The organism is Nocardiopsis changdeensis (assembly GCF_018316655.1).
GTDB lineage: Bacteria > Actinomycetota > Actinomycetes > Streptosporangiales > Streptosporangiaceae > Nocardiopsis > Nocardiopsis changdeensis.
This window is the reverse complement of the sequence record NZ_CP074133.1, coordinates 3,098,554-3,113,895: the sequence shown is the minus strand read 5'-3', so window position 1 is coordinate 3,113,895 and position 15,342 is coordinate 3,098,554. Positions and strand designations below refer to the sequence as shown.

13 protein-coding genes and 2 riboswitches are annotated in these 15,342 nt (G+C 78.0%); of the genes, 3 read left to right on the top strand and 10 right to left on the bottom strand.

The window, feature by feature from the left end; translation table 11 throughout:
* The first annotated feature begins 34 nt into the window (after positions 1 to 34).
* Both KGD84_RS13945 and KGD84_RS13940 read left to right on the top strand, forming a co-directional pair.
* Positions 35 to 1,516 (top strand): cobyric acid synthase, encoded by a 1,482-nt coding sequence (locus KGD84_RS13945; protein WP_338151214.1) that lies wholly within the window; start codon positions 35 to 37, stop codon positions 1,514 to 1,516.
* On the top strand, positions 1,513 to 2,232 hold the full coding sequence (locus tag KGD84_RS13940; protein ID WP_220560761.1) for a cobalt-precorrin-6A reductase: 720 nt from the start codon (positions 1,513 to 1,515) through the stop codon (positions 2,230 to 2,232). The genes KGD84_RS13945 and KGD84_RS13940 overlap by 4 nt, the downstream gene beginning before the upstream one ends.
* A gap of 62 nt (positions 2,233 to 2,294) precedes the next feature.
* On the opposite strand, the gene KGD84_RS13935 is transcribed toward KGD84_RS13940, so the two are convergent.
* The 4 genes from KGD84_RS13935 to KGD84_RS13925 are packed head-to-tail and all read right to left on the bottom strand — an operon-like array spanning position 2,295 to position 7,607.
* Positions 2,295 to 4,904 carry a bifunctional hydrogenobyrinic acid a,c-diamide synthase/histidinol phosphate aminotransferase CobBC gene (locus tag KGD84_RS13935; RefSeq protein ID WP_255646528.1) on the bottom strand — a complete coding sequence of 870 codons (2,610 nt, stop codon included), beginning with the start codon at positions 4,902 to 4,904 and terminating at the stop codon, positions 2,295 to 2,297.
* Entirely contained in the window at positions 4,898 to 5,512 is a 615-nt protein-coding gene (gene cobO / locus KGD84_RS13930) for a cob(I)yrinic acid a,c-diamide adenosyltransferase (protein ID WP_220560760.1), read from the bottom strand. Before cobO ends, KGD84_RS13935 begins: the two co-directional genes overlap by 7 nt.
* Positions 5,512 to 6,003 (bottom strand): VWA domain-containing protein, encoded by a 492-nt coding sequence (locus KGD84_RS33705; protein ID WP_338151213.1) that lies wholly within the window; start codon positions 6,001 to 6,003, stop codon positions 5,512 to 5,514. The genes cobO and KGD84_RS33705 overlap by 1 nt, the downstream gene beginning before the upstream one ends.
* Positions 5,928 to 7,607 carry a magnesium chelatase ATPase subunit I gene (locus KGD84_RS13925; protein ID WP_338151212.1) on the bottom strand — a complete coding sequence of 560 codons (1,680 nt, stop codon included), beginning with the start codon at positions 7,605 to 7,607 and terminating at the stop codon, positions 5,928 to 5,930. The genes KGD84_RS33705 and KGD84_RS13925 overlap by 76 nt, the downstream gene beginning before the upstream one ends.
* A 38-nt stretch (positions 7,608 to 7,645) precedes the next feature.
* Positions 7,646 to 7,796: riboswitch (cobalamin riboswitch) on the bottom strand.
* 27 nt (positions 7,797 to 7,823) lie between these two features.
* Here KGD84_RS13925 and cbiE point away from each other — a divergent pair.
* A complete protein-coding gene (cbiE, locus tag KGD84_RS13920) occupies positions 7,824 to 9,056 on the top strand; it encodes a precorrin-6y C5,15-methyltransferase (decarboxylating) subunit CbiE (RefSeq protein ID WP_220560759.1) in 1,233 nt (410 codons plus the stop codon).
* Positions 9,057 to 9,098: 42 nt separating this feature from the next.
* On the opposite strand, the gene cobM is transcribed toward cbiE, so the two are convergent.
* From cobM to KGD84_RS13890, 6 genes are all read right to left on the bottom strand, one after another.
* Positions 9,099 to 9,866 (bottom strand): precorrin-4 C(11)-methyltransferase, encoded by a 768-nt coding sequence (cobM, locus tag KGD84_RS13915; RefSeq protein ID WP_220560758.1) that lies wholly within the window; start codon positions 9,864 to 9,866, stop codon positions 9,099 to 9,101.
* The gene (locus tag KGD84_RS13910; protein ID WP_220560757.1) at positions 9,851 to 11,392 is read right to left on the bottom strand and encodes a precorrin-2 C(20)-methyltransferase; all 1,542 of its coding nucleotides are present in this window, start codon (positions 11,390 to 11,392) and stop codon (positions 9,851 to 9,853) included. The genes cobM and KGD84_RS13910 overlap by 16 nt, the downstream gene beginning before the upstream one ends.
* Positions 11,389 to 12,054 (bottom strand): precorrin-8X methylmutase, encoded by a 666-nt coding sequence (locus KGD84_RS13905; RefSeq protein WP_220560756.1) that lies wholly within the window; start codon positions 12,052 to 12,054, stop codon positions 11,389 to 11,391. The genes KGD84_RS13910 and KGD84_RS13905 overlap by 4 nt, the downstream gene beginning before the upstream one ends.
* The gene (locus KGD84_RS13900; protein WP_220560754.1) at positions 12,051 to 12,926 is read right to left on the bottom strand and encodes a nitrite reductase; all 876 of its coding nucleotides are present in this window, start codon (positions 12,924 to 12,926) and stop codon (positions 12,051 to 12,053) included. The genes KGD84_RS13905 and KGD84_RS13900 overlap by 4 nt, the downstream gene beginning before the upstream one ends.
* A 53-nt stretch (positions 12,927 to 12,979) precedes the next feature.
* A riboswitch (cobalamin riboswitch) is annotated at positions 12,980 to 13,187 on the bottom strand.
* 148 nt (positions 13,188 to 13,335) lie between these two features.
* Positions 13,336 to 14,418, bottom strand: coding sequence for a hypothetical protein (locus tag KGD84_RS13895; protein WP_220560752.1), 1,083 nt, complete (start codon positions 14,416 to 14,418; stop codon positions 13,336 to 13,338).
* Between the two features lie 138 nt (positions 14,419 to 14,556).
* Entirely contained in the window at positions 14,557 to 15,336 is a 780-nt protein-coding gene (locus KGD84_RS13890; protein ID WP_260697221.1) for a PepSY domain-containing protein, read from the bottom strand.
* Between the last annotated feature and the right edge of the window lie 6 nt (positions 15,337 to 15,342).

The following is a 15,342-nucleotide window of genomic DNA, read 5'->3' as shown; positions in this document are numbered from 1 at the left end:
CGAAGCGCCCGCGTCGGACGGTGGCGGGCGACGGGTGGGAGGGGTGCTCGTCGCCGGGACCACCTCCGACGCGGGCAAGAGCGTGGTCACCACCGGCCTGTGCCGGGCCTTCGCGCGCCGCGGCGTGCGGGTCGCCCCGTACAAGGCGCAGAACATGTCCAACAACTCCATGGTCTGCCGGGGCCCGGACGGGCGGGCGGCGGAGATCGGCCGGGCGCAGTGGGTGCAGGCGCTGGCCGCGCGCGCCGAACCGGAGCCCGCCATGAACCCGGTGCTGCTCAAACCCGGCGGCGACCGGCGCAGCCACGTGGTGCTGATGGGCCATCCGGCGGGCGAGGTGTCCTCCGCGGACTGGGAGGCGGGCCGCCGCCACCTGGCCGAGGCGGCGCACGCCGCCTTCGACGACCTCGCGTCCAGGTACGACGTCGTCGTCGCCGAGGGCGCGGGCAGCCCCGCCGAGACCAACCTCCGGGCGGGCGACTACGTCAACATGGGGCTGGCCCGGCACGCGGACCTGCCCGCGGTGGTCGTGGGCGACATCGACCGGGGCGGGGTGTTCGCCGCCCTGTACGGCACGGTGGCGCTGCTGGAGCGGGCGGACCGCGACCTGGTCGCGGGTTTCGTCGTCAACAAGTTCCGGGGCGACCCCGCGCTCCTCGAACCGGGACTGGCGGACCTGGAGCGGCGCACGGGACGGCGCGTCTACGGCGTCCTGCCGTGGGATCCCGGGCTGTGGCTGGACTCCGAGGACGCCCTGGACCTGGAGGGCCGGCGCGCGGACGGGGACCGGGTGCGGCGGGTGGCGGTGGTGCGCCTGCCCCGCATCAGCAACTTCACCGACGTGGACGCGCTCGGCCTGGAGCCGGACCTGGACGTGGTGTTCGCGTCGGGTCCGCGCGACCTCTCCGACGCCGACCTGGTGGTGCTGCCCGGCACCCGCGCCACCCTGGCCGACCTGGCGTGGCTGCGCTCGCGGGGGCTGGACCGGGCCGTGGTCGAGCACGCCCGCCGGGGGCGGCCGGTGCTGGGGATCTGCGGCGGGTTCCAGATGCTGGGCACCACGGTGGCCGACCCCGACGGGGTGGAGGCGCCCGGAGGGGCGCGGGCGCCGGGGCTGGGCCTGCTGGACGTGCGCACCGACTTCACCGCGGACAAGACCCTGGGGCTGCCGTCCGGGGAGGCGTTCGGTGTGCCCGTGAGCGGCTACGAGATCCACCACGGCACGGTGACGCGCGGGCCCGGGGCCGAGGCGTTCCCGGGCGGGGCGCGCGCGGGGGCGGTGTTCGGCACCCTGTGGCACGGCGCCCTGGAGGGCGACGCGTTCCGGGAGGCGTTCCTGGCCGAGGCGCTCGGGCACGGGGCGTCCGGCGTCCGGTTCGCCACGGCCCGGGAGCGGCGCCTGGACCTGCTGGCCGACCTGGTGGAGGCACACCTGGACGTCGACGCCCTGCTGGAGCTGGCGCTCGAGGGCGCCCCGCCGGGACTGCCCGAACCGCACCCCGGGGGTGTGCGGTGAGGCTGCTCCTGCTGGGCGGCACCTCCGAGGCCCGCGAACTGGCCGCGCTCCTGGTGGCGGCCGGGGTGGACGTCACCTCGTCGCTGGCCGGGCGGGTGGCGCGGCCGCGCCTGCCGGAGGGCCGGGTCCGCATCGGGGGTTTCGGCGGGGTGGCCGGGCTGCGGGCGGCGCTCGCGGACTACGACGCGGTCGTGGACGCCACCCACCCCTTCGCCCTGGGCATGTCGGCGAACGCGGCCGCGGCCTGCACGGACCTGCCGCTGCTGCGGCTGGAGAGGCCCGGGTGGGAGCCGGAGCCGGGCTGGCACCACGCCGCCGACCACGGGGAGGCGGCCCGGACGGCCGCGCGGCTGGGCTCCCGGCCGTTCCTGACCGTGGGGCGCCAGGAGCTGGCGCGGTTCGTCCCGGCCCTGGGCGGGCTCCCGGTCCTGGCCCGGGTGGTGGACGCGCCGGAGCAGGCGCCGCCCGCCCCCTGGCGGCTGGTGACCGGGAGGGGGCCGTACACGCTGGACGGCGAGCGCGGCCTCATGGCCGGACACGGGTCGGACGTGCTGGTCACCAAGAACTCGGGCGGGACCTACACCCGGCCCAAGCTGGAGGCCGCGCGCCTGCTGGGCGTCCCGGTCGTGGTGGTGCGGCGCCCGCCGGGGCCCGCGGGAGTGCCCGTGGTGCACGACGTGGCGTCGGCGTTCGCCTGGGTGCGCGACCTGGGCTGAGCGGGGCCCGGCCGATTCCGCGCGCACCGGCCGACGCGGGCCGCCGGACACCGTTCCGGGGCTCACGCCCGCACAGGCAGGACGGACGCCGACCGCTCCGCGACCGCCTCCAGGGCGGCCAGGAACCTCGCGGTGGCCTCGGGCGGGCGTACGGCCACCCGCACCCAGGAGGCGTCCAGGCCGGGGAAGGTGTCGGCCCGCCGCACCGCGACACCGCCCGCGCGCAGGCGGGCGTGGCCGCCCTCCCCGACCCGGACCAGCACGAACGGGGCTCGGGAGGGGACGGACTCCAGCCCGGCCCGGCGCAGCCCGGCCTCCAGCGTGGCCCGCCACCCGTCCAGGGTGCGGGCGCGCTCGGTCGCCTCGGCCGCCGCCCGCGGGTCCGCCGTGCAGGCGACCATGGCCGCGACGGCGGGCGCGGACACCGACCAGGGCGTCTGCCCGCGGGCCAGCTCCCGGACCACCGTCGGGTCGCCGACGACGTACCCGGCGCGGATGCCGGGGATCGACCAGTGCTTGGTGAGGCTGCGCAGGACCACCACCCCCTCCAGCTCCTCCCCCGCCAGCGACTCCGGCTCGCCGGGGACGGCGTCCATGAACGCCTCGTCCACGGCCAGCAGGCGCCCGGGGCGGCGCAGGGCGCGCAGCACCCGGGCCGGGTGCAGGACCCCGGTGGGGTTGGTGGGGTTGCCCACCACCACGAGGTCGGCGTCCTCGGGGACGGCCTCGGGGCGGAGCGCGAAGCCGTCCCCGGCGGTGCACAGCACCGGGGTGACGCGGTGTCCGGCCTGTTCCAGCGCGGCGTGCGGCTCGGTGAACTGGGGGTGCACGACCACCGGCCGGCGCCAGGGCCGCAGCCGGGCCAGGAGCGTGAACGCCTCCGCGGCGCCGGCGGTGGGCAGGACGGCGTCGGGTCCGCGGCCGTGGTGGTGGGCGATCGCGGCGCGGGCGGAGCGGGGGTCGGGGTAGGCGGCGGCGTCGTCCAGGCTCGCGTGCAGGGCCCGGTCGAGCCAGGCGGGGCGCGGCCCCGCGTACACGTTGACGGCCAGGTCCAGCAGCCCGTCGCCGGTCTCGGCGTCGCCGTGGTGGCGCAGCGGGTCCGCGGGGAGCGCGCCGCCGGAAGGGCCGGTGGCGGCACCCGTGGCACCCGTGCCCGCGGCCGCCACGGAGACGGCACCGGTGTGCGCGCCGCCGTCCGTGCCGACGGCCACCTCGGAGGTGGCACCGGTATGCGCGTCGCGGGGAAGGCCAGGGGCGGCACCCGTGGCACCCGTGCCCGCGGCCGTTCCGGCGGGCGGGCCCGGGGCGGCGGGAGCGGGGCCAGCGGGCGCGCCGGAGGCGGCGGCCTCGGCGAAGCGGGCGGCGAGCCGGGGGTGCCCGGCCCAGTGGACGTGCAGGTAGGACGCGTGCAGGGTGGGCGAGGCGAACCCCTCCGCGGCGCCCTCGATCTCCCAGGCGGGGCCGTCCGCCCCGGTCTCCGGGGTGACGCGGGTGCGGTGGAACTCGTGGCCGGTCACCCTCTCCCCCGCCCGGGCCAGCAGCGTGTCCCCGGGGGAGACCGCCTCCGGGTAGCGCAGTGTCAGGCGGTCGGTCATCCGGGCGTCGGCCCGCACCGCCCCGACCATGGGCCGCCCGTCCAGGGACCGGGCGAGGTAGAGCAGCCCCGCGCACTCGGCGACGGTGGGGACCCCGTCCCGCACCGCTTCGCCGAGTTCGGCGGCCAGGGAGCGGTTGGCGGCCAGGGAGCCCGCGTACACCTCGGGGAAGCCGCCGCCGAGGTAGATCCCGCGGGTCCCGGCGGGCAGCCCGGTGTCGGTGAGCGGGTCGAACGCCCGCACGTCGCACCCGGCCGCGCGCAGCAGCTCCTCCGTCTCCGGGTAACGGAAGGTGAAGGCGCGCCCCTGCGCCACCGCCACCACCGGCCGGCGCCCACCCGTACGGGCACCGACCGCGTCGGCCGGGTCCCAGGGCCGGGCGTCCAGGGCTGGGGCGGAGCGGGCCAGCTCCAGCACCGCGTCCAGGTCGACGTGGGCGGCGATGTGCTCGCCCAGGCGGTCCACCACCCGCTCCGACTCCGCCCGTTCGGCGGCCGGGACCAGGCCCAGGTGCCGGGAGGGGCGCGCGATCCGATCGTCGTGGGGGACGGCGCCCAGCACCGGCAGGCGGGTGGAGCGGGTGATCTCCGCGGTGTTGCGCGCCGACCCGGCGCGGTTGAGGATCACGCCCACGACCTCGACCGACGGGTCGTAGTCGGCCATACCCGCCAGCAGGGCGCCCGCGGAGCGGGACATGCGGAACACGTCCACGACCAGCACCACGGGGGTCCGGGTGAGGGCCGCGACGTGCGCCGACGAGGAGAACCCGCCCGTTCCGATCCGCCCGTCGTGCAGTCCCATGACCCCCTCGACGACGGCGGCGTCCGCGCCGCGCGCCCCGTGCAGGAGCAGCGGCGCCACCCGGTCCTCCCCCACCAGGTGGGGGTCGAGGTTGCGGCCGGGGCGGCCGGTGGCCAGGGCGTGGTAGCCGGGGTCGATGTAGTCGGGGCCGACCTTGTGGCTGCTCACGGTGTGCCCGGCGGCGCGCAGCGCGGCCATGAGCCCGGTCGCGACCGTGGTCTTGCCCTGGCCCGTCATGGGGGCGGCGACCATGACCCGGGGCAGAGCCGTCACCATTCGATGCCCCGCTGGCCCTTGCGGCCCGCGTCCATGGGGTGCTTGACCTTGGCCATCTCGGTGACCAGGTCGGCGGCCTCCACCAGCCGGGGGTCGGCGCGCCTGCCGGTGACCACCACGTGCTGGCGCCCGGGGCGGTCGCACAGGGTCGCCACGACGTCGTCGACGTCGACCCAGCCCCAGTTCAGGGGATAGGTGAACTCGTCGAGGATGAGCAGGTCGTGGCGCTGGTCGGCGAGCCTGCGCTTGATCTCCGCCCAGCCCTCGGCCGCGTCCGCGGCGTGGTCCTCCGCGCTGCCGGGGCGGCGGCTCCAGGACCAGCCCGAGCCCATCTTGTGCCACTCCACGGGGCCGCCCTCGCCGGTCTCCTCGTGGAGCCGGCCCAGGCGTTCGAGCACGGTCTGCTCGCCGATGCGCCACTTCGCCGACTTCACGAACTGGAACACCCCGATCCGCCAGCCCTGGTTCCAGCCGCGCAGGGCGAGCCCGAACGCCGCGGTCGACTTGCCCTTGCCGTCGCCGGTGTGGACCGCGAGCACCGGCTGGTTGCGGCGCTGGCGCGTGGTGAGCCCGTCGTCGGGGACCACGAGCGGTTTTCCCTGCGGCATCAGGCGGCCCTCTCCCTCACCGCGCCGCCCAGGGCGGCGGCGCTGACCTCGGACACGGGGATGTGGTCGGCGCCCAGCCTGCGGGCGAGGCCGGCGGCCAGCCCCAGCCGCAGCGGACCGGACTCGCCGTCCACGACGACGGTGGTCACGCCCAGCGCGGCGACGTGGTCGGCGGCCGCCAGCGAACGGCCGACGGAGCCCGGGCCGGCGGTGGCCCGGCCGTCGGTCACCAGGACGAGCAGCGGGCGCTGGCGCGGGTCGCGCAGGCGCTCGCGCCGCAGGACCCGGGCGGCCTCCAGCAGGCCCTCGGCGAGGGGGGTGCGGCCCCCGGCGGGCAGCCCGTCCAGGCGGGCGGCGGCGGTGTCCACCGACCGGGTCGGCGGCAGCACCAGTTCGGCGCCCGTCCCCCGGAAGGTCACGAGGCCGACCTTGTCGCGGCGCCGGTAGGCGTCCAGAAGCAGGGACAGGATCGCGGTCTTGACCTCGCCCATGCGCTTGCGCGCCGCCATGGAGCCCGACGCGTCGACGCAGAACAGCACCAGGTTGCTCTCCTGGCCCTCGCGCACCGCGACGCGCAGGTCGCGGGGCAGCAGGCCGATCCGGCCGCCGCCGTGCGGGCGGGAGGCCGCGGCCTTGACGGTCTCCACCAGGTGGAGCGAACCACTCGGACCCCGGCCCGGCGGCTGCGCCCCGATCCTGCGGCCCCGGGTGCCGACGGCGCGGCTGCGGCGGCCGTCGGCGCCCGCTCCCGCGCCGCGCACCGTGAGCGTGCGGGGGCGGTAGGGGGCGGCGGCCTTCGCGGTGACGGAGGGGGCGGCGCCGTCGGGGCGCGCGGGGGCTGCGGAGCGGGGGCGTACTCGGCGCCGCCGGTCCCGTCGCCGTCCCCGGAGGACCCGATGTCGGAGGGCCCCGCGTCAGGAGGTCCGGCGTCGGGGCTCCGGCCGTCCCCGGGGGTGTCCGGGGCCTGCGGGGCGTCGGCGTCCCCGTCCCCGGGGCCGCCGTCTTCGGCGGGGCCGTCCGCCCCGTCCGGCCCCGGCGGCCGCGGGGGGTCGGGCGGCGGGTCCCCGTCGCCGAGGACCCGGTCGAGGAGCTCCTCGTCCAGGCCCGGAGCATCGAAGGGGTTGCGGCGCCGCCGGTGCGGCAGCGCCAGCAGGGCGGCGCGGCGGATGTCGGCCCGGGTGACGAAGGCCCGGCCCTCCCAGGCGGCGTGCGCCAGGGCCGTGCGCGCGGTGACGATGTCGGCGCGCAGGCCGTCGACCTCGAACGCCGCGCACACCTGCGCGATCTTCAGCAGCGCGGCCTCGGAGAGCCGGGCGCCCCGGACGGTGTCCCGGGCCGCGGCGATGCGCTCGGCGAGCGCCTTCTCGGCGGCCCCGTAGCGGTCGGCGAAGGCAGCGGCGTCGGAGTCGTAGGCCATGCGCCTGCGGACCACCTCGACGCGGGCGGCGGGGTCGGCGGGCGCGCGGACCTCGACAGTGAGCCCGAACCGGTCCAGGAGCTGCGGGCGCAGTTCGCCCTCCTCAGGGTTCATCGTGCCGATGAGCAGGAACCGGGCGGGGTGCTCCACGGAGAACCCGTCGCGCTCCACGGTCACCCGGCCGGTCGCGGCGGCGTCGAGGAGGAGGTCGACCAGGTGGTCGTGGAGCAGGTTGACCTCGTCCACGTAGAGGAGGCCCCGGTGGGCACGGGCCAGCAGCCCGGGCTCGTAGGCGACCCTGCCGTGCGTGAGCGCCTGCTCCAGGTGCAGGGAGCCCAGCACCCGGTCCTCGGTGGCGCCCACGGGCAGCTCGACCAGGCGCACCGGGCGGCTCTCCACGGCCGTGCCGGGCGGGAACGGGCCGTCCGGGGACTCCTGCGCGGGGTCGGCGGGGTCGACGGAGAAGCGGTCGCCCGGGTGGACCTCGACCGGGGGCAGCAGGGGGGCGAGGGCGCGCACCGCCGTGGACTTGGCGGTGCCCTTCTCCCCGCGCACCAGGACGCCCCCGATCTCGGGGGAGACGCTGGCCAGGACCAGGGCCAGGCCCAGGTCGTCCAGCGGTTCGGTGTCGCAGCCGACGATCGCCGAAAAGGGGTAGTGCGATGGCCGCAATGGCATGTGAGGCTCCCGCTCGTTTCGCCATGGGTCTGAACGGGTGCGGGGCCGGTCTTCGGACTTGCCGGGTCCCCCTCCTCGGGGGCTCGGTTCACCGCAGCGGGCCTGTGCCGGAATCTCACCGGCTTCCCAGATTCTCCCCGACCGCCCTTCCCACCGTTTCCGAAGGTGGGGAGGCCGGGGCACCTCGCACCAGGGTTCGACGATAGCGTCCACCCCATGAGCACCGACACCCGCCCCACCCCCGTCCCCCGTGTCACCGTCGTCGGCGTCGGCGCCGACGGCTGGGCGGGGGTGCCCGAACGGTTGCGGAGCCTGGTGCTGGAGGCGGACACGCTGCTGGGCGGGCGCAGGCACCTGGCGATGGTGCCGGACCGGCGGGGGCAGCGCCGGGAGCCCTGGCCCTCCCCCCTGCGGGAGGGGCTGCCCGGGCTGCTCGCCTCCTGCCCCGGCCGGGGCGTGGTGGCCCTGGCCTCCGGCGACCCGCTCGTGTCGGGGGTGGCGGCCACGCTCATCGACCTGCTGGGCGCGGACGCGGTGCGGGTGGAGCCCGCCCTGTCCTCGGTCGCGCTGGCCCGGGCGCGGATGGGCTGGCCCGCGGAACGGTGCTCGGTGGTGACCCTGGTCGGGCGCGACCCCCGGCTGCTGCTGCGGTGGCTGTCCCCCGGGGCGCGGCTGCTGGTGCTCTCCTCGGACGCGGGCACCCCGGCCCTGGCGGCCGCCCTGCTGAGCGGCGCCGGGTACGGGGGCACCCGCATGACCGTGCTCGGGGACCTGGGCTCGGACGCCGAGTCGCGACTGGAGGGCACCGCGGACGGGTGGCCCGGGGTGGACCCCGGGTCCGTGCCGGCGCTGCACGTCCTCGCCCTGGAGCTCGATGGGCCGCCCGGGTACGGGCTGGCCGCCGGGCTGCCCGACGACGCCTACGAGCACGACGGGCAGCTCACCAAGCGCGACCTGCGCGCCTGCGCCCTCGCCCGGCTGGCGCCCGCCCCGGGGCTGCACCTGTGGGACGTGGGCGCGGGCGCGGGGTCGGTGGGGATCGAGTGGATGCGCGCGCACCCGGAGTGCGCGGCGACGGCGGTGGAGGCCGACGCCGGCCGGGCCGCGCGGATCGGCCGCAACGCGGGGCGGCTCGGCGTGCCGGGGCTGCGGGTGGTCCACGGGCGCGCCCCGGAGGCGCTGGCGGGGCTGCCCGCGCCCGACGCGGTGTTCGTCGGCGGCGGCGCGACCCGGCCCGGTGTGCTCGGGGCGTGCCTGGAGGCGCTGCGGCCGGGCGGCCGCCTGGTGGTGCACGGGGTGACGCTGGAGACCGAGCGGCTGCTGGGAGAGGCCCACCGGGAGCACGGCGGCGAGCTGACCCGGATCGCCGTGGAGACCGCCGCGCCGATCGGCGGGTTCACCGGGTGGACGCCCGCGCGCACGGTCACCCAGTGGTCCTGGCGGGCCTGACCGTGCGCCGCCCCCGCGGCCCCGGCGCCCCGGGGGCGCGGCCTACCCGCCGTCCCCCGGCCGGGGCCGGGCGGGGTCGTAGAGGAAGGACTCCCCGCCGCCCCGCGGGTCCAGGGCCCGTCCGACCAGGATGACCGCCGCCTGCCGGAACCCGGCCTCCTCGACCCGGTCGGCGATGTCGGCCACCGTCCCGCGCAGGACCGCCTCGCCCGGCTGGCTCGCCCGGTGGACGACGACCACCGGGCAGTCCGCCCCGTACTCGGGGGCGAGCTCCCCCATGAGCGCCCGCACCCGGGTGATCGCCAGATGCAGGACCAGGGTGGCCCGGGTGGCGGCGAACGCGGCCAGGGACTCGGTGTCCGGCATGGCCGTGGACCGCGCCCGGGTCCGGGTGAGGACCACCGACTGCGCGACCAGGGGCACGGTCAGCTCCCGTCCCGCCAGGGCCGCGGCGGCGGCGTAGGCGGGCACGCCCGGGGTGACGTCCCACGGCACACCGTGCGCGTCGAGCCGGCGGGTCTGCTCGGCGAGCGCGGAGTACAGGGACGGGTCCCCCGAGGTCAGCCGCACGACGTCGGAGCCGGCCCGGTGGGCCCCGACCAGGCGTTCGGTGATGCGGTCCAGGTCCAGGCCCTGGGTGTCCACCAGCTCCGCCCCGGGCGCGCAGTGGGAGAGGACCCCGGGGTCCAGGTACGTCCCGGGGTAGAGCACCACGTCGGCCGCGCCGAGCATGCGCGTGGCGCGCACGGTGAGCAGGTCCGCCGCCCCGGGTCCGGCGCCCACGAAGTGCACGGTCACGGCTTCACCCACCGGGGGGTCCAGACGCGGCCCGACGGGGAGACCCGGGTCCCGGACGCCCCGACGATGAGCAGGCAGCGCATGTCGACCGCCGCGGGATCGAGCCCGGCCAGGGTGGTCACCTCCAGCGACTCCCCGTCGCGGCCCACGTCCCGGCCCACCACGACCACCGTGTCGGGGTCGCGGTGCTCCAGCAGGACGCGGCGCGCGGTGGCGATCTGCTCGGTGCGCGAGCGCGAGGCGGGGTTGTACAGGGCCAGGGCCAGGTCGGCGTCGGCGACGGCGCGCAGCCGGTGCTCGACGACCTTCCACGGTTTGAGGCGGTCCGAGAGGCTCATGACGGCGAAGTCGCCGCCGACGGGGGCGCCCGCGCGGGCGGCCACGGCCTGGACCGCGCTCACCCCGGGCACCACGCGGACGGACACGTCCCGGTACCGGGGGTCCTCGGCCGCCTCGAACACGGCGGTGGCCATGCCGAAGATCCCGGCGTCGCCGCCGGAGACCACGGCCACGCGCTCGCCCCGGGCAGCCAGGTCCAGGGCGTGCCGGGCGCGGTCGAGCTCGACGGTGTTGCCCGAGGCGTGGCGGGTCAGCCCCGGGCGCTGGGGGACGCGGGCGACGTAGGGCCCGTAGCCGACCACGTGGTCCACCCCGGCCAGCGCCTCCCCGGCCTCGGGGGTGAGCCAGTGGCCGGGCCCGGGACCCAGGCCGACGACCAGCAGCTCGGCCGCCGGGCGCGCGGGCCGGGGGGCCTCCCCCGGCGCGGCGGCGCTCCCGGGCGCTGTGGCTCCGTCGCGGGACCGGGTGCCGTTGCGGCTGTCGCCGGTGACCAGGACGAGGGAGAAGTAGGGGACCGTGTCGGGGTCGACCTCGGCCGCCGGCAGGCGGCGCCCGCCCTCCATGGAGGCGCGCTCCACGTACACGGCGTGGTCCAGCCGCCCCGCCGCCGCGAGGGCGCGGCGCACGGCGGGGAAGGTCCGGCCGAGCTTCATGACGACGGCCGCGTCGGTGTCGGCAAGGCGGCGGGCGAGTTCCGGTTCGGGCAGGGTGCCGGACAGGACGGTGAGCACGTCCGTCTGGCGGGCCAGGGGCGCCGCCGCGGTGGCGGCGGCCGCGGCGAAGGCCGGGACGCCGGGCACGATCCCGGTCTCGTACCGGTCGGCCAGGCGGTCGTGCATGTACATGTAGGACCCGTAGAACAGCGGGTCGCCCTCGGAGAGCAGGACGACGTCGCGCCCCGCGTCGAGGTGGGCGGCCAGGCGCGCGGCGGACTCCTCGTAGAAGTCGGCCAGGGCACCCTCGTAGCCGCCGGGGTGGTCGGCCGCGCCGGTGGTCACCGGGTAGACGAGCCGTTCCTGGACCGCCCCCGCCGGGATCAGGCCGGCGGCGATGCGGCGGGCGTTGGAGTCCTTGCCCGGGCCGCAGTGGTAGGCGACGACGTCGGCGGCCGAGATGAGCCGGGCGGCCTTGAGGGTCATCAGCTCCGGGTCGCCGGGGCCGACGCCCACGCCGTGGAACCTGCCGGTCCTGCCGGTCATTCCTCCTCCTTCGCGAGGGCGTTGAGGGCCGAGGCGGCCATCGCGGAGCCGCCGCGGCGGCCGCGGGCGAGCACGTAGGGGACGTCGATGCCGTGGCGGCCGGCGAACTCCTCCAGCGCCTGCTTGGACTCGGCGGCGCCGACGAAGCCGACCGGGCAGCCGACGATCGCCGCGGGGCGCGGGGCGCCGTCGACGAGCATCTCCAGCAGGTGGAAGAGCGCCGTGGGGGCGTTGCCGAAGGCGACCACGGCGCCCTCCAGCCGGGGCTCCCACAGGGAGACCGCGGCGGCGGAGCGGGTGGTGCCCCAGCGCCGGGCCAGGCCGGGGACCCGCTCGTCGCCCAGCAGGCACAGGACGTCGTTGTCGGCGGGCAGGCGGCCGCGGGTGACGCCGGTGGCGACCATGGTCGCGTCGCACAGGATCGGCGCGCCGGACCGCAGGGCCGCCCGGGCGGCGCCGACCAGGCCGGGGTGGACCACCAGGTCGGCGGCGAGGTCGACCTGCCCGGTGCCGTGGATCATCCGCACCGCGAGGCGCTCGGCGTCGGCGGGCAGGTGGCCCAGGGACGCCTCGGCGCGGATGGTGGCGAAGGAGTCCGTGTAGATCGCGGGCCCGTCGTCGATGTACTCGTAGTGCCGGTTCGGCCGGCGGGGGGCGGTCACCGCCGTGCCCCGGGGACGACGACGCCGCGCCAGGGCGTGACCACGAGGTCGCCGCCCGCGGCGAGGGCGGCGGCGGCCAGGGCGTCCGCGGCGACCCGGTCCAGGCCCTCCTCCGGGACGGGGACGTGGTGCGCGCCGCCGGGCAGCGGCCCGTACGGCGGTGGCGGGGCGGGCGCGGGCAGGCGCGGGTCGGGGGGATGCGGCGCGCACAGCGCGGAGGGGAGCTCGGCCACGTGCCAGGGCGCGGAGGGGCCGTCGCCGCGCCGCTCCAGGAACAGGTCGGCCAAGCGCACGAGGGCGTCGGCGGCCCCGTCCAGCCGCACCGCCGACCCGTGGCGGTCGCCGACGCGCAGTTGGGCGGTGGCCCCGTCGAGCGCGGTGAGGCCCAGGTCGCAGGGGCGTTCCACGAGGTCGCCGCGCCCGTCGTCGAGCACGAACAGGAAGCGGCCGGGCAGGGCGGCGCGGTGCGGGGCCGAGCACAGGGCCGCGTCCAGGGCGGCGGCGACGGGGCGCAGGTCGGCGCGTCCCCCCGACAGCCCGGTGAGCGGCGAGGCCATCACGTTGCGGACCAGTTCGTGGGAGGGCGAGGGCAGCAGCCCCGTCTCCTCCAGCGCGCCGAGGACCGCGGGGTCGAGGCGCCCGTCCCGGCCGGGCAGGGCGCGCACCTGGAGGTTGGCCCGCCCCGTCACGTGGACCCGGCCGGAGCCGAACTCCTCGGCGACGGCGGCCAGAGCGGCCAGGGACCGGGCCGGCAGGCGGCCGCCGACGAGTCGGAGCCGGACCAGCAGGCCGTCCGGGGCCTCCCAGGGCCGGAGCGCGCCGGGGCAGCGGTCGCGCCGGGAGCGGGGCGCGGGGGCGTCCGCGGGGAACATGCACGTCCTTCGGTTCGGGGCCCGTACGCGGGGCCCGCGGGTGACCCGGCGGCCCGTCACCGCCGGTGCCAGCAGGTCTTCGGACTCGGGGTCTTCCGGAGCGGAGCGCCTTCCCGGGGCGGTGCGCCCCAGTGGCCGTCCGGGACATGGAGGTCCCGGCACATGCCCGCCCGTCACCCTCACCGCTGCGCGTCAGTCCCGGATTCGCACCGGGTTCCCTGCCCCACGAAGTGGAGTACGACTGGCCCGAAGAGCGTACAACGTCCGCTTCCGGCTCCGACCAGCGGTCTCGCCTTCCCGCCGCCGCGGGCCCGGCTGCCGGCGGCGGCCCGCACCTCGCCCGGCCGGGCCGCCCGGGGCCGGGCCGGGGAACGGCTCGGCGGCCGACCGGTTCGGGGCGCGGCCGTGGTCACCCCGCCCCGGGCGTGGGCGGCCGGGCCGTCCGGAGGCGGCGAGAGCCCAGGGCGAGCACCGCGAGCGAGCCGAGGAGGGCGACCGTGTTGTGGGTGTACTTGGCGGCCGCCGCCACGTCGCCGATGGGGCGGGCGAGGAAGGCCGTGAACACGTTGGCGAGCAGGGCGCCGCCCGCTGCGGCGAGCACGTGGCGGGGCCCCCAGCCCGCCCGGGCCGACCAGCGGGCCAGCAGCACGGCGAGGCCGCCCAGGACGGCCAGGTTGACCGCGAACCCCGGCCAGCCGATGAGGAACCAGGACGAGTCCGCGATCCGCCACGGCCCCTCCCCCAGGCCCACCACCCGCAGCAGGTGCGCGACCGCCCCGGGCAGGCCCAGCGCCGCCAGGACGGTGCCGCCGACCGCCCACGGCGGGGGCGCGGGCCGCGGGTCGGGCCGGGCGGGCCCGCGCCACAGGAAGGCCGCGGCGCCCAGGGCGAGCGCCGCCGCGGCCGCGCCGACGGCCTGCCCGGCGGAGGGCACGAACCCCTCGGTCTCCACGGACCACCGCAGCACGAGCACGGCGGCGGCCGCGAACCCGGCCGCGACCACGGCCAGCCCGAACCACCCCAGCCACGGCCGGGCGGCCGTCCGGGGGGCGAGCGACTCCACGACCGCGATCGGCACGGTGACGCTCCAGACCGCGTGCCCCGCCGTGAAGGCGAGCGCCAGGTTGGGGTTCACACCCGGGGCCGGCAGCAGGGAGGAGGAGAACATGTCCTCCCAGTACGGGATGTCGCGGTAGGAGGGGTTGAACAGCGACAGGTCCACGAGCCCCGCCTGGACCACGCCGAAGGCGGCGCCCAGCAGCAGGACGGCCGGCCACCCGCGCCCGGTCCTGCGGACGACCTCGCGGATGAGCACGGCGGCCCCGCCGTACAGGGGCGCGAAGAGGAACAGCCCACCCAGGAGCTCCCGCGGGTCGCCGGTCGAGTCGTCGTAGCCGTAGAGGTACTCGGCGCAGACCGGGGCGAGCAGGAGCAGTCCCAGGACGGGCGGCAGGCGGAGAAGCGTGCCGAGCGGACGGGCGTTCTCGGTCATGGTATCGAGCCTGGCCGACGGCGCACCGGCCGGTCACTACGGCGGGCCCTACCCCCAAGGTGTCCCCGGGCCCACCCCCGGCCGTCCCGGCGGTGCCGTTCCCGCCGTCCCGTCGGCGGACGGGACGGCGGGAGCGGATCAGTCGTCCTCGCGGACGTCGACGACCTCGCCGGACAGGTCGACGATGACGTCGTACTCGCGGCCGTCGGCGCCGTGCACCTCGACGTCCCAGACCTGGTGGCCGTCCTCGTCGTCGCGGTCCGCGTCCACGGCGCGGGCGCCCTCGCCCACGGCCGCCTCGGCGGCGGCGGACACGGCGTCGCGGTCGGCCTCGCCCTCGGTGCCGGAGTTGTCCCAGGGGGCCGGGCCGCCGTCGGGGTCGCGCAGGTTGAGCCCGTTGACGGTGTAGACGTCGGCGTCCTCGCGCTCGCCGTCGTCGTCCTCCTCGTAGCGGACGCCCAGGGTGACCTCGGTGCCCTCCAGCCCGCGCAGCTCCTCCAGCAGCGGGGCGGCGGTGCCGTCGCCGTCGTAGTCCTCCACGACCGGGTCGGTCAGCAGCCATTCCTCGGGACCGAAGTCGACGTCCACCCCGGCCACGCTCCAGTCGTCGTGGTCCTCGTCCCGGTCCTGGTCGTCGTCGGCGCGCAGCTCGCCGGTGAGCTGTTCCAGGCCCTCGACGGACCGGGTGGCCGAGGTGCCGCCGTTGCCGTCGGCGGGGGCGGCCGCCGGGGCGCCGCCGGAGGAGAAACCGGTCAGGCTGATCGGCTGGATCTGCTGCTCGGGGTCGTCGAGCAGCAGGTAGCCGCCGACAGCGCCGACGGCCAGCAGCCCGGCCGCGGAGGTGGCGAGGAGGATCGTGGTCCGCTTCTGCATCATGGTGTCCTTACCCGTGGAGGTCCCGTTCACTGACTCCAGCATGGGACG